Source organism: Terriglobia bacterium (assembly GCA_020072645.1).
Classification (GTDB): domain Bacteria; phylum Acidobacteriota; class Terriglobia; order Terriglobales; family Acidobacteriaceae; genus Angelobacter.
The window spans coordinates 172625-186144 of the sequence record JAIQGK010000007.1 but is presented as its reverse complement, the minus strand read 5'-3'; the positions used below and the strand labels follow the sequence as shown (position 1 = coordinate 186144).

The 13520-nt window shown below is 55.1% G+C and carries 15 protein-coding genes and 1 tRNA gene; 6 read left to right on the top strand and 10 right to left on the bottom strand.

The window, feature by feature from the left end; all coding sequences use genetic code 11:
- Nucleotides 1–5 precede the first annotated feature (5 nt).
- From LAO76_12170 to LAO76_12155, 4 genes are read left to right on the top strand one after another with little or no spacing between them, the layout of a single operon-like run.
- Entirely contained in the window at nucleotides 6–965 is a 960-nt protein-coding gene (locus LAO76_12170) for an ABC transporter ATP-binding protein (GenBank protein MBZ5491676.1), read from the top strand.
- A complete protein-coding gene (locus LAO76_12165) occupies nucleotides 952–1836 on the top strand; it encodes an ABC transporter permease subunit (protein MBZ5491675.1) in 885 nt (294 codons plus the stop codon). The genes LAO76_12170 and LAO76_12165 overlap by 14 nt, the downstream gene beginning before the upstream one ends.
- Nucleotides 1833–2783, top strand: a complete 951-nt coding sequence (locus LAO76_12160; protein MBZ5491674.1) for an ABC transporter ATP-binding protein — start codon at nucleotides 1833–1835, stop codon at nucleotides 2781–2783. Before LAO76_12165 ends, LAO76_12160 begins: the two co-directional genes overlap by 4 nt.
- Nucleotides 2780–3649, top strand: a complete 870-nt coding sequence (locus tag LAO76_12155; GenBank protein MBZ5491673.1) for an ABC transporter permease — start codon at nucleotides 2780–2782, stop codon at nucleotides 3647–3649. The genes LAO76_12160 and LAO76_12155 overlap by 4 nt, the downstream gene beginning before the upstream one ends.
- Nucleotides 3650–3654: 5 nt before the next feature.
- On the opposite strand, the gene LAO76_12150 is transcribed toward LAO76_12155, so the two are convergent.
- The 3 genes from LAO76_12150 to LAO76_12140 form a co-directional block, all read right to left on the bottom strand.
- Nucleotides 3655–4284, bottom strand: a complete 630-nt coding sequence (locus LAO76_12150) for an MBL fold metallo-hydrolase (protein MBZ5491672.1) — start codon at nucleotides 4282–4284, stop codon at nucleotides 3655–3657.
- Between the two features lie 132 nt (nucleotides 4285–4416).
- Nucleotides 4417–4707 carry a preprotein translocase subunit SecG gene (gene secG / locus LAO76_12145; GenBank protein MBZ5491671.1) on the bottom strand — a complete coding sequence of 97 codons (291 nt, stop codon included), beginning with the start codon at nucleotides 4705–4707 and terminating at the stop codon, nucleotides 4417–4419.
- A gap of 27 nt (nucleotides 4708–4734) precedes the next feature.
- Nucleotides 4735–4819 (bottom strand) — tRNA-Leu (locus tag LAO76_12140).
- A gap of 718 nt (nucleotides 4820–5537) precedes the next feature.
- On the opposite strand from LAO76_12140, the gene LAO76_12135 reads away from it, so the two are divergent.
- Entirely contained in the window at nucleotides 5538–6260 is a 723-nt protein-coding gene (locus LAO76_12135; GenBank protein MBZ5491670.1) for an SDR family oxidoreductase, read from the top strand.
- Nucleotides 6261–6831: 571 nt separating this feature from the next.
- Here LAO76_12135 and tpiA read toward each other — a convergent pair.
- From tpiA to LAO76_12105, 6 genes are all read right to left on the bottom strand, one after another.
- Entirely contained in the window at nucleotides 6832–7581 is a 750-nt protein-coding gene (gene tpiA / locus LAO76_12130; GenBank protein MBZ5491669.1) for a triose-phosphate isomerase, read from the bottom strand.
- Entirely contained in the window at nucleotides 7578–8171 is a 594-nt protein-coding gene (locus tag LAO76_12125; protein ID MBZ5491668.1) for an O-acetyl-ADP-ribose deacetylase, read from the bottom strand. Before LAO76_12125 ends, tpiA begins: the two co-directional genes overlap by 4 nt.
- Entirely contained in the window at nucleotides 8172–9383 is a 1212-nt protein-coding gene (locus LAO76_12120; protein ID MBZ5491667.1) for a phosphoglycerate kinase, read from the bottom strand.
- Nucleotides 9384–9407: 24 nt separating this feature from the next.
- Nucleotides 9408–10415 (bottom strand): type I glyceraldehyde-3-phosphate dehydrogenase, encoded by a 1008-nt coding sequence (gene gap / locus LAO76_12115; GenBank protein MBZ5491666.1) that lies wholly within the window; start codon nucleotides 10413–10415, stop codon nucleotides 9408–9410.
- A 994-nt stretch (nucleotides 10416–11409) separates the two neighbouring features.
- On the bottom strand, nucleotides 11410–11529 hold the full coding sequence (locus LAO76_12110) for a fibronectin type III domain-containing protein (protein MBZ5491665.1): 120 nt from the start codon (nucleotides 11527–11529) through the stop codon (nucleotides 11410–11412).
- Between the two features lie 15 nt (nucleotides 11530–11544).
- Nucleotides 11545–11805 (bottom strand): hypothetical protein, encoded by a 261-nt coding sequence (locus LAO76_12105; protein MBZ5491664.1) that lies wholly within the window; start codon nucleotides 11803–11805, stop codon nucleotides 11545–11547.
- Nucleotides 11806–11968: 163 nt separating this feature from the next.
- Here LAO76_12105 and LAO76_12100 point away from each other — a divergent pair, with 163 nt between their 5' ends.
- Entirely contained in the window at nucleotides 11969–12727 is a 759-nt protein-coding gene (locus LAO76_12100; GenBank protein ID MBZ5491663.1) for an AAA family ATPase, read from the top strand.
- 26 nt (nucleotides 12728–12753) lie between these two features.
- Here LAO76_12100 and LAO76_12095 read toward each other — a convergent pair whose 3' ends face one another.
- Nucleotides 12754–13509, bottom strand: a complete 756-nt coding sequence (locus LAO76_12095) for a cytochrome c oxidase subunit 3 (GenBank protein MBZ5491662.1) — start codon at nucleotides 13507–13509, stop codon at nucleotides 12754–12756.
- Between the last annotated feature and the right edge of the window lie 11 nt (nucleotides 13510–13520).

Here is a 13520-nt window from a genome sequence, read left to right as displayed (position 1 = left end):
GCCGAATGCCTGCAACCATTGAAATGCAAAACCTGACGGTGCGGCTGGGCAACAGGGTAATCCTGAACCAGTTGAACGGCGCGCTGTCAGGTCGTTGTATTGGACTGCTGGGCCCAAACGGTTCGGGCAAGTCAACCCTGATCAATACGCTGCTGGGATTTTATGAGCCTGTGGGCGGCGAAGCCCGCATCTTTGGCAAGGAAGTTAAAAGCAATCTGCGTGAACTCCGCGCCGCGATTGGCTACATGCCGGAAAGCGACGCTTTTATTGCCGACATGACCGGCGTCCGCTTTGTTCGATACATGGCGGAACTCTCAGGCCTACCGCGCGGTGAAGCGATGGAGCGCGCCCACGAAGCGTTCTTTTATGTCGGCTTGGGCGAGGCGCGGTACCGCAAGCTCGGAACATACTCGCTGGGAATGAAGCAACTGGCAAAGTTGGCCCAGGCCATCGCCCACGGGCCAAAGCTGGTGCTGCTGGACGAACCTACGAATGGCCTTGATCCTGAGGCGCGCATTCGCATGCTGCAACTGGTGCGTGAGATTCGCGATACTGGCGAGGTCAGCGTGCTCATCTCATCACACCTGTTGCGCGATATTGAAGAATGCTGCGATCAGGTGCTGATCCTGAAAGATGGCCGCATCGCCGCGCTATGCAATCTTGAAGAAGAGCGCAAAGCGAACCTGAAGTTTTTAGAACTGGAAGTCACGCAGGGCAATGGATTTCTGGAGTCGGTGCGCGGGCTGGGCTGCGAATGTGCCAGCTTTGGCGCCGGACGAGTCCGCATTGTGCTGCCGGACAACATTGATCTGCGCCAGATCTATCGCACCGCCGCAGAGCATGAAGTGCAGATACGCCGCATGAACTATCGCAGAGACACGCTCGAAGACATCTTCCTCAAGGCGATGGCCGGAACCCCGCAGGTACCTTCAGCACAACAGGGGAGCGCCAATGGCAGTCTATAAGCGTACATACAAGGCATACCACGGACCACTTACACCGGCGTGGTCGCGCTTTACCGTGCTGACGCGCTACGGCCTGTCAACATTATTTAACTCACGACCATTCACTGCTTACACTGTCTTGTGCTTCCTACCATTTCTTGTTGGGCTGGCCTACATCTATATAGTCCATAGCGCCGCAGCCCAGGCCGTACTGGGAGTGGGCAAGACAATTCCAGGGACAGTTAACAACGTCTGGTTTCTTTCATTCCTTGGCTTTGAAGCGGGGATGGGATTCATTCTTGCCGCATGGGGCGGACCGGGAATGATTACCAAGGATTTTGCCAATCACTCCGTGCAACTTTATCTCAGCCGGCCTATTTCACGAACTGAATATCTATTTGGCAAGATTTCTGTTCTGGCTGCCCTACTGTCAGCGACTACATGGATTCCAGCCCTGCTGTTGTTCTTTGTAAAAGCTGAGCTTCAGGGCAATGGTTGGCTTTGGGACAATCTCTGGATGGCGGGTTCGATCATACTGGGCTGTTTGCTGTGGATTGCCGTGATTTCTCTTGTTTCAATGGCAGCTGCAGTCTGGGTAAAGTGGCGCATTGCCGCGACTGCCCTGATGCTGGGAATATTCTTCCTGCTGCCGGCTCTTGGAGCTGTGCTGGATGCTATCTTGCGCACGCAGTGGGGCAGCCTGATCAACTTTACCCATATGATCTCCATTGTCTGGGCGCATCTGTTCCGGTTGAAAGCAATAGAGCGCCATTCTTCCGGCTTTGACGTAGTGCCGCTATGGGCCGCATGGGCGTCGCTCTTGTCGCTTTGCACCGCCTGCTTCTGGCTGCTCGATCGTAAGCTTCGGGCGCGGGAGGTGGAGCGCTCATGACCACCGCGAACAGCAACATCATTTTTGAAAACGTCTCCAAGTTTTACGGCGAAGTTCTTGGCGTGAATCGTGTGAATCTGACTTTGCCTCCGGGCGTGACCAGCCTGGTGGGACCGAACGGTTCGGGCAAGACCACGCTAATGAACCTTGTTACAGGACTTGTCCGTCCAACCCAGGGCCGCGTTAGCGTATTGGGACTCACGCCGGACGAACCGGAAGAATTCTTTCGCCACGTAGGCTATTGCACGCAGTTCGATTCATTTCCCAAAGGCGTGACAGGCTTCGAATTCATTCAGCAATCACTGCGGCTGCGCGGAGTCAGCGGCCCTGACGCTGCACGCTTGACGACTGAAGCGATTGACCGCGTCACTATGGGCGATGCCGCTCATCGTCGCGTTGCGGGATACAGCAAGGGCATGCGCCAGCGCATCCGTCTGGCCCAGGCTATCGCACATCATCCCACAGTGCTGGTGCTCGATGAGCCGCTCAACGGCCTTGATCCCATGGCGCGCTCGGAATCCATTGCGCTATTTGAAGCGCTGGGAAAACAGGGCCTGCACGTGATCATTTCCAGCCACGTCCTGCATGAGGTCGATAAGATTTCCGATCAGGTTGTCCTCATGAGCTATGGCTACGTCGTCGCAGAAGGACAGATTCACGGCGTCCGCACGGAAGTGAAAGAGCATCCCATGCAGATTCTTATCCGCTGCGCGCGGCCAGGCTTGCTTGCGTCACGGCTGTTTGCGCAGGACCACGTGGTGGAAGCCAAGCTGAACAATGACGGCAAGGGAGTTCTGGTGCGCACAAAAGACGCCGACCAGTTTTATCAACTCCTGAACAAGATCGTAGTTGAAGACGATTTTGCCGTAGACACAGTCGCGCCCAATGATGACGACGTGAACTCCGTCTATCAATATCTCATTGGCAGCGGAGGAGGCACGGTATGAGCACAGCAGCCATCGCGCGTCCGCGCAAGCCGATCAAGGAACTTCCGTGGCAGTTATGGGCTTCACAACTTGCGGCCTTGCTGCGGATTGAGATCAAGAAGACGCTCTGGATGCGCCGCAGTATATGGATCTACTTGCTGGCCTTTGCGCCAACAGTAATGTTCGGCATCCACGCTCTTACCAGCCCCATGGGACGCAATTGCAGCATTGAAGAAGATACGCGTGTGCTGGCCTATACATTCCAGATATTTTATTTGCGCGTCGGGATTTTCTTTGGCTGCATGGGCCTGTTCACCTGGCTGTTCCGCGGTGAAATTGTGGAGAAGAGCCTGCACTATTATTTCCTCTCGCCTATGCGGCGTGAATTGCTCGTAGCAGGGAAGTTTCTGGCCGGATTGATCACAACATCGCTGATCTTTGGCGCTTCAGTGCTGCTCTGTTTCACCTTTGCCTATGGACATTTTGGCGCTCCCGGTCGCGCGTTTGTGTTCAATGGACCCGGTCTTGGACAGCTAGGCTCCTATCTGCTCGTAACGGTACTTGCCTGCCTGGGTTTCGGTTCAATCTTTCTGGCGTTAAGCCTGATCTTCAAGAACCCGATCATCCCCGGCGTCGTAGTGCTGTTGTGGGAATCGTTCCATGCCGTTGCGCCATCCTTGCTGCAGAAATTCAGCGTTACGTTTTACCTGGCCCAGCTTTCACCAGTCACCATTCCGCCCGATGGTCTCATGGCGCTATTCACTGTCATAGCTGAACCCGTTTCGCCCTGGCTGGCGATTCCAGGATTGCTTTTACTGAGCGCCGCTATTCTGGTGTTCGCCGCATTTCGAATTCGCAAGACTGAGATCAGCTATCTGGCAGACTAGGTGATTTACTTTTGCAAAAACGGATTCGTCTCGCGCTCTTCACCAATCGTCGTGATCGGCCCATGCCCGGGCACGACTTCGGTTTCATCCGGCAACGCCATCACCTGCGTATGCAATGAGCGCATGATTTTATCCATCGATCCACCTGGCAGATCTGTGCGTCCAATGCTGCCGGCAAAGAGTGTGTCTCCGGCGATCAACTTCTTTTCTTTCGGGAAATACAGGCAGATACTGCCTTCCGTGTGTCCCGGCGTGTGAATCACGTTTGAAGAGATTTCGCCGATCTTCAGCACGCGTCCCTGCCCAATTGCTTCATCCACATGAACGTCCCCAGGCGGGCGCATGCCAATCCATGCCGCCTGCATGTCGAGCATCTTCAATAGCGCATGATCATTCTGGTTCATCAGAATAGGCGCGCCCGTTGCTGCTTTAAGTTTCATTGCGCCGCCCACGTGATCGATGTGTGCATGTGTAATTACAATCTGCTTAAGCGTGAGCTTTTCCTGGCGCAGGATTTCCAGAATTCCCTCGATCTGGTCTCCAGGATCAATGACCATGGCTTCGTGGGTTTTCTCGTCGCCAATTACGGAGCAGTTGCACTGCAGCGGCCCGACGGGAAAGATTTTGTGAATCATAGAAATATGCTAATTGCAGAAGCGTTCTGCGGCCAGCGCAGGCATTAACTATCAAAAAATCTCGTCGGCAGGGGAACTCGTTTCCAACAGCAAAAGCCGCCCGCGGACGGCTCTGCTGAACTCAATCGTTGCTTACTTCTTCGGTGCTTCGGCCGGAGTTGGTACCCGGTCCATGATTGAAGATGAACCACGCACGCTGGTCATATATGTCAGCGCCATGGACGTAAGCATAAAAACGATGGCGCACCATGTCGTCAGCCGGGAAAATACGGTCGCCGTGCCGCGCGGACCAAACGCGGTCTGGCTTCCCATACCGCCAAAAGTAGCAGCAATATCGGCGCTCTTACCGTGCTGGAGCAGCACCACCACAATGAGAACCGCGCAAACAATCACATGAACAGTGGTAATTAAACCTTGCAGCATTTTGGTATTCAAAGTCCTTTCAAAACTTGGTGCGGAAGGGGGGATTTGAACCCCCACGCCTTTCGGCGCCACCCCCTCAAGATGGTGTGTCTGCCAGTTCCACCACTTCCGCTCTGGGCCTGTTTGCACCCACAAGCGCAGAACGCCGGATGGGAGAAAAAGGAAACTTGATTATAACAAACTCCATTTCCCCTGACCTCGCTTGATCAGTGCCATCAGTGCAAATCAGTGGTTAGCCTTTCCTTTTCCCATCACGAGCGCTGACGGCGATGTCGGATTCAGCCCCTCCCCCCATACCTCAATTAGCATTCCAAAGAACTTACGCGATTCAATCCCGGGGTTGGTCGACTGGATCAGACTTTCGATCTTGGCTGTTCTCAGCGTCTCCGCACCTCCGCGGTGACGTTCTGTTTTTCCGATCACGCGCGATTCCGGCGCTCACGGCGATCTTTCGTACCCCTCACCCCCGCCTTTTTCCAACTTTTGTTGCAAACAAAACACTTTCGCCATTCGACGCTTGGGCCTCCCCTGCGTCGCGCTCGGGTGGCCCTTGGGCCACGCTTGGGCCACCCAAGGGCCGCCCAATCCCAAACCCAGTCGAATTTGTGCTTCGGACAGGTCTGGCTAAAGGCTAATGGCTAAGAGCTAAAGGCTGGATTTACTCTAGCGCACTTCATGCCGGCATTCACGCGCGAACTAGTTCACTTGCAGCGGACATGTCTTGTGCAACCCTCTGCTTAACATCGTTCATTGTCCGTATGGACAATCCAAGGCTCCTCTCTTGATATCCTCATAATTGGAATAAAAAGCACTCTGGAGATGTCAGCTTCATGCAGATCAACGACCATGTTTTCCTCGTCACTGGCGCATCCTCTGGAATCGGACTGTCCACGTCAGTCGCGCTTGCGGAGCGTGGCGCCAAAGTGGCGTTGCTGGCCCGCAGCAAAAAGGCTCTCGAAGAACTCTCTGCGCGGCTCCCCGGCAGTTTCCCGATCATTGCCGACATGACGGACTTTGCAGAAGTGCGGCAAGCCGTGCATACGGCTCATCAGCGTTACGGTCGGATGGATGGCCTGATCAACAACGCTGGACGCAGCTACGCGGCGGCGGTAGAAGAGATTGATCCTGCGTTATTCGATGAAATCTTTCATCTCAACGTGCTTGGGCCCATCGTGGCAATGCAGGCCGTGATTCCCATCATGCGCGCACAGGGCGCTGGAAGTATTGTGAATGTAAACTCCGGAACGGCTTTTATGACCATTCCTCAATACAGCGTTTACTCTGCTTCCAAGCGCGCGCTTCTTGGCTTCAGCCTCACCGCGCGGGCGGAACTGGAAAAAGACAAGATTGTCGTGAGTGAAGTCTATCCATTCATCACGGCAACCAATTTCGGAAAAAATAGGATGGGCAATCCCGCAGGCGGAGGTCCCGCTGCGAACTATGCTTCCGGTGATACGCCGGAATTTGTTGCCGGTATCATTCTGCAAGCCATTGAAGAAGGGCAGGCGCAATATTTTGCCAATGATCGGTTGAAGCAGATGTCGGGCGTGTAAGTACCTTCAGCCGTCCCTGGCGCGTGTGTTTTCGCGCGCTGGGGTGGAAGTCGCAGGACCCGAAGGTGCACATTTCTGTCAAACAGCGTAGAGAGTTCTCTTCAAGTGCTCAGTTTCTGCGGGAGTCGCCTCGCGCTGACACACTGCACAAGCCGGCGAATACACCAACACAACGACCTGCTGTTCCGAGGGGCCGAACCATCATCGCTGCTGAGACCTCCGTCACGGCTCCGTGAGGAACCGAGGAATCGGCTCCGCCGGTCTCAAGATCACAATCTGCACGGGACTCATGAAGGCTTATCGCATAAGCAAATAGCAATTGGAAATTCGCGGCAATTAGCAACAGCCTTTTGCAATATCAGTGACGGTCGTTGCTGATGTCAAGAGCGCGGCACAAAAAACGAAGGAAGTAAGGCGGCGGTTTTACTTTGTTAGGCGCGCGCTTTACGTTGTAAAGCCGGGTCCGGGCCTGCCCATCTCCTCTGCGCCCTTCGCGTCCTTTGCGGTGAAACTCTTGCTTTACAATCCGTCCTGAATCAGCGTTATCCGCTATCAGCGGTAAGATTTTGTTTTACCACTGCACAATCGCCGCAAACGACTTCGCGTCCAGACTAGCCCCGCCAACCAGAGCGCCATCAATCTCCGGTTGTGACATCAAGGCCTTTGCGTTCTCCGGCTTGACGCTGCCGCCATACAAAATCCGCATCTTCGCAGCGACATCATCCCCGAAAGCTTCCGCCGCCTGGGTACGAATCACTCGATGCGCCTCGGCGGCTAGTTCCGGAGTCGCCGTTTTACCTGTGCCGATTGCCCAGCAAGGTTCATAAGCCACCACAATAGCATGGGCTCCGCCGCCGGCAATCTCACGGAAAGCGATGCTGCATTGCCGCCGCAAAATATCTTCTGTCACGCCGGCTTCGCGTTCCTGCAAAACTTCACCCACACAGACGATCGGCTTCAATCCCGCCACTAAAGCAGCGCGCAGCTTGCGGTTTACTGTGTCATCGGTCTCGCCAAAATATTGCCGCCGCTCGGAATGGCCGATGATCACGTGCGAGCAGCCTACGGCGTGCAGCATCTGCGCGGATACGGCTCCCGTGTATGCGCCTTCACTCTCCCAGAACATGTCCTGGCCGCCAAGGGCAATCTTGCTGCCGCGCAGCGCCCATCCCACCTGAGGGATCAGCACAAACGGCGGACAGAGAACAATCTCGTCTCGCTCATGTCCCGCCACCAGAGGAAGAAAAGCGGACACAAAGGCCTGCGCCTGCTCCGGAGTTTTGTACATCTTCCAGTTCGCTGCGATCAGCTTTTTTCTCATGCTTCAGCCTTGATCTTGTAGTGGGGAAAGTCGCGGCTCAGCTCCTCCGCCGCGGTTGCGTAAGCCTTGTAAGTGCGCTCGTCAAACAACACAAAGCGGACCAGCTTCACGGATTTCGGGTCATGCAGAAGATCGGCAATCGTCCGTAAGGCTATTTGCGCGGCTGGTCCCGCAGGATACCCAAACGCTCCTGTGGAAACAGAAGGGAAGCTTACGCTGGCGCACAGCTTGCGATTGGCCTGCTCCATGGAGTTGCAGTAGCAGCTCTCCAGTATCTGCGGCTCATTCACTTTGCCGCCCTGCCATACTGGCCCCACCGTGTGGATCACGTATTTTGCTTTCAGGTTCGCGCCGGAAGTAATAACCGCCTGTCCCGGCGGCAACGGGCCGCGCTGGTCACGTATTTTCTTGCATTCTGCCAGAAGCGCCGGCCCGGCAGCTCTGTGAATAGCTCCGTCCACGCCGCCCCCGCCCAGCAGCCCAGAGTTGGCGGCGTTCACGATAGCGTCAGTCGTTTCGTCGGTGATGTCGCCCATCGCCAATTCAAGAGTGGCTTTCGGGCCAATTCGATATCGCACGCTGTGCGCCATTTATTTGTTGGTGAGCGCTTCCACGCCCGGAAGTTTTTTGCCTTCCAGAAACTCCAGTGAAGCTCCGCCGCCGGTAGAAATGTGCGTGATCTTGTTCGCCAAACCGGACTGATGCACCGCCGCCACTGAATCTCCGCCGCCCACAATCGAAATCGCCCCGTGATTCCCGGCAACGGCCTCGGCAATCTTCATCGTCCCGCGCGCAAATGGCGCAACCTCAAACACGCCCATCGGGCCGTTCCATACGATGGTCTTGGCGCTGGCGATTTCTTTGCTGAAAGTGGCAATGGTGTCAGGACCAATGTCCAGGCCCACCTGATCGGCCGGAATGCCTTGATCTGTTTTGATGGTTTGAGTTTTGGCCGCTGCGTCAATCTTTTCTGCCACTACGTTGTCCCATGGCAGCAGCAGCCGGACGTTCTTTGCCTTTGCATCCTGAAGAAGAGACTTCGCCAGTTCGAGCTTGTCTTCTTCCACCAGCGATTTTCCTACCTGCTTGCCTTCGGCCTTTAGGAACGTATAAGCCATTGCGCCGCCGATCAGCAGTACGTCAACCTTCGTGAGCAGATTGCGGATGACATCAATCTTGTCTGAGACCTTGGCCCCGCCGATGATGGCGACAAAGGGCTTTTCCGGATGCGTTGTAGCTTTGCCGAGGTATTCCAGTTCTTTTTGCATCAGCAGGCCGGCTGCGGACTTATCCAGAAATTTTGTAATGCCGACAGTCGATGCATGTGCCCGATGCGCCGTGCCGAACGCGTCATTCACGTAGATATCGGCCAGCGCCGCCAGCTTGCGGGAAAAAGCTTCGTCATTGGCTTCTTCTTCGGCGTGAAAGCGCAAATTTTCCAGCAGCAGCGTCTGGCCTTTTTCCAGCTTGTGCGCCATCTCTTCCGCCGCCAGGCCGATGCAGTCCGGAGCAAACCCCACGTTGCAGGCGCGTCCCAGCTTTTCATCCAGCAGCATGCGCAGGCGTTCCGCCACCGGCCGCAGGCTCATTTTGGCATTCACTTTTCCTTTCGGACGCCCCAGGTGCGAAGCCAGGATCAGCTTTGCCCCTTTGCGCAGCGCATACTCGATTGTCGGCAGCGTCTCGCGTATCCGCGTGTCATCGGAAACGCGGCCATCTTCTGTAAGCGGCACGTTGAAGTCCACGCGCATGAAAACGCGATGGCCTTCAAGTTTCAAGTCCTGGATAGAAAGCTTGGTTATGTTCTTCTCAGTTGCTACTACCATCTACAGCCCCTTCTTTGCCATGAAGTGGATCAGGTCGCGTACGCGGCAGGAGTATCCCCACTCATTGTCGTACCATGCGATCACCTTCACGCAGTTGCCCGCCACAACGCGCGTGAGCGGCGCGTCCACAATGGAAGAGCGCTCGTCGCCGCGATAATCGACGGAAACTAGTTCCGCGGTTTCATAGCCCAGGATGCCCTTCATCGGGCCATTGGCGGCGGCTTGCAGTGCTTTGTTCACCTCTTCCACGCTGGTGGCCTTTTCCACAAAAACAACCAGATCGACAACCGAGACATTCGGCGTTGGAACGCGCATGGAAAAGCCATCCAGTTTGCCGCCCAGATCAGGAATCACCAGTTTAAGTGCCTTGGCAGCGCCAGTGGACGTGGGAATCATGGAAAGCGCGGCGGCCCGGGCGCGGCGTAGGTCTTTATGGGGAAAATCAAGAATGACCTGATCGTTGGTATAAGAATGGATCGTGGTCATCGTCCCGCTCTGGATCTTAAAACTGTCATGCAGCACCTTGGCCACCGGCGCCAGGCAGTTGGTTGTGCAGGAAGCGTTCGAGACGATATTGTGCTTGGCCGGATCGTATTTGCCTTCATTCACCCCTAGCACAATGGTGACGTCTTCATTCTTGGCCGGCGCGGAAATGATCACCTTCTTCACCGGCCCGCGCAGATGCTTTTTTGCCTGCTCCGCATCGGTGAATTTGCCGGTGGACTCGATAACGATCTGAGCGCCCACGGACTCCCAGTTGATGGCCGCCGGGTCCTTCTCTGAAAACACCTTGATCGCCTTGCCCGCAACGTTGATGGAATCGCCTGAGGCCTTAATGTCTTGCTTAAGATTGCCGAGAATCGAATCGTATTTGAGCAAGTGCGCGAGCGTTGCCGGGCTGGTCAGGTCGTTGACCGCCACAAATTCCAGGTTTGAATCGTCAAGGGCCGTGCGGAGAACATTGCGGCCAATGCGGCCAAAACCATTAATACCGACTTTAATTGCCATTATGTTTGAATCTCCTTCAAAGAAACCTGATAATCCAGCATCAGTTGGATGCAGAAAACCGCACAGTAGGACTCCGATACGCGGTTGAAACTAATCAGGTTAGCAGAGATGATTCAGGCGGCGCAATGCGGCGTGCTTCATGCGCGTGTGATATGGATCACTGACGAGAAAGCTAGAGTATGGGTTCGAAAATCGCGCCCAGAAACTCTCTGAAATATGTTTTCACATTTTCCCGGCGCTGGGTGTCCTTGGCCGAACCGAAGAGAGCGAAACGACAAAGCCGCGGATCGCAAGTCCCGCGGCTTCTTTTTGCATAAATGTGTCTTGGGGTGGTTTTCAAACTAACAAGTTTGCTGCATGGCCACACATATCCCTTCATCAGCTCCTGGCAGCCACTTCGTGTCGTGGCCGTTCATGGAACATCGAAAAGTGCTGTCGCCGCTGTGGCTCAATCTGCCAAAACGCTCAACTAACCTTTAAAAGGGAAGCACGCGGGTCCGGGGCCGTGGGCTTCGCATTCCATAGGTTTCCCTGGGGCGACAATCACTGTTTATTTAAGATGGAGTTTTCCGTGTGCCACTCAACTTCTTTGCTTGGCCCTAAATTGCTTTCTCTCTCTTCACTGCTTTTGCATATTGTCCCGTGCTGAATTGCGGGTGGCCTGAAAGCTTCTTGCTATTGCTGGTGTAGCGGGAACCCATTGCGAAGCACTTTCTTTGGATATCTTCAGATATGGGGCTGAGGCAGGAACATTCAAGCCGTCCAGTCCAATCATGTGAAGCCAGCGCCAAAGCGTCTGCGCACTTTCCTGTCGCGAAACCAATCCTTGCCACCTGCAGGGACTTTTGCCTGCCAGGAGTTTATTGAATGACTTGGTTCGGTTGCGGGCCGCCATTATAACAAGTTGCATTTGTGGTGCAACAGAAGAATTGCGTTAAAGCCCGGCCTGGTTAACTTTTTTGGTTCACCGGCCCGGGCTTTGGATGAGTCGCGGCTATTTGTGGCCTTTGGTGGTGAACTCAGCCACGCTGCTTTTGGCTTCAGTGCCGGTCCCTTCACCCTGGCCGGAATCCACCTGGAAAAAATACTTGGTGTTGGGTTTCAGGTTCTTCAAGTGGACGCGATGATTCTACGCCTTTGTCTTATCGTTGTCCGCGTACGCGGATTTCGCAGTCTGGCTTAGATGATTTGCGTCAGTTCCATAATGGATGGCGCTGCTGCCGCCGGTATTCGTAGTCCAGGCGATAACCGCCCACGTCGGACCGGTACCCTCGACGCGTGGCCCATCAGTGATCTTTTCTGCTTGCGCCTTCGGTGCCCGCTTTGGCACCGCCGTGGCCGAAGCAGCCAAAGCCGCGGCTAAAGCAATGATTGTGAATAGCTTTTTCAACTCAATACCCCCTTGGAAATCGGATCAAAAACACTAAGCGCTTCGATGCGGAGGCTCCGATTCAGGGTTTCACCCATTTCGCTGCTGAAAAACCTCCTTTGCTTGCAACTTCTTAGCTGCTTGTGTTACACACAGAAGCATGCGCAACTGGATGCGCGAGCGCATGAAGCGCCGTAAAAAAAAGCCGGAAAATGAGACCGAGGCCACTGGCAAGGTAGGCCAGCAGAAGCCTTTGGTCGATGAAGCTCACCCACAGCCCCTGATGCCGGCCTATGACGACATTGAGCCAGAGGCATCGCGCACCGCTGAGCCAGCTCCCGAAGCTGCGCAGGAAACTCAGGCAGCTAATGAGCCGCGCATGGAAACCGAGGTACAGCCGGAATCGCCGTCCGTGCCGCCGCCAGGGGCTCCGGAGCATCGTCCGGCACAGCAAGCGGGCAAGGCTTCAGGACGGCCATCCAAAGGCGTGGTGGTGTTGGCTATCGGTTTGCCGGGATCCGGTAAGACGACCTGGTTTAAGCGTCGCGGAGTCACCCCGCTTTCCAGTGACATGCTGCGTTCCATCCTTTTTGACGACATCACCGAGCAGCGCTATCAAGGCCTGGTTTTCTCCACTCTTAGGTCCCTGCTCCGCGCTCGCCTGATCGCTCGAATGCCATGGAATTATGTCGATGCCAGCAATCTGGCCCCGCATGAACGCCGTCAGTGGATCAAGATGGCTAAAGGCTTTGGATATGAAGTACATGCAGTCTTTTTCGATGTTCCACTTGAAGTTTGTCTTGAGCGCAATCGCAAACGTGAGCGCCAGGTAAAAGAGGATGTAATCCAGCGGATGGCAGCCAAACTGAAAGCACCTGGCTTTGAAGAAGGTTTCGGAAAAATTACGGTCGTACGTGTAAAGCGCTCAGGCGAACAAACTTAGTGTCGCCGATCCGGCGCTGATCTCTTTCAGCCTCGGGCGAAGTGCACCAAGGCAAAGATTCCAAACCATAAAAACGCCAGGTAATGCCAGTACCAGCCGGTAACCTCCACAGCGATTTGTTGCGACTCAAACCTTGTGGCCAGTAGCCGTCCCGCTACGGCATAAAGCAGCACCACCAACCCTCCCACCAGGTGGACAGCATGAGTGCCCGTGAGGATATAAAAGAGCGAGCGGCTGGGGTTTGAAGCCAGAAAAGCTCCCTGCGCTCGAAGGATGTTCCACACCACGAGCTGTCCCGCAAGGAAGCAAAAACCCAGAAAGACGGTGATGCCGAGCCACGGCAGGTCACGCTTGAACCGGGGAGGAACGATGCCCATAGCTGCAAACTCTTCCTTCTTCGCCATCGAACGGCGCGCCAGTTCAAGGGTCAAGCTGCTGAGCAGCAAGATCAGGGAATTTATCCATAACTGCAGATAGGGAAGGGCCAGAGGGATCCAGTCGCGGACCCAGCGATGCGCGTCTTCATCAAAACGGCCCTTGCCCATGCGGAAGACGTAAACCATGGTCAACAGGACAAAAACGGCTGTAACGGAGATGATGCACAGCGTCATGCCGATACGGTAACGGCGCATGCGCTGCTCGCGCGACCGAAAATCGCCGGAATTGCCGTGGTCGCCATCATCGCCGCCGCCGAAGCCGCGACGATGCGGAATTTTGCCCGGCCCTCCACCGCCCAGCCTGGGCTTCCGTTCGACTTCTACTCGATCGCTGATGATCGGCATAACACTACTTG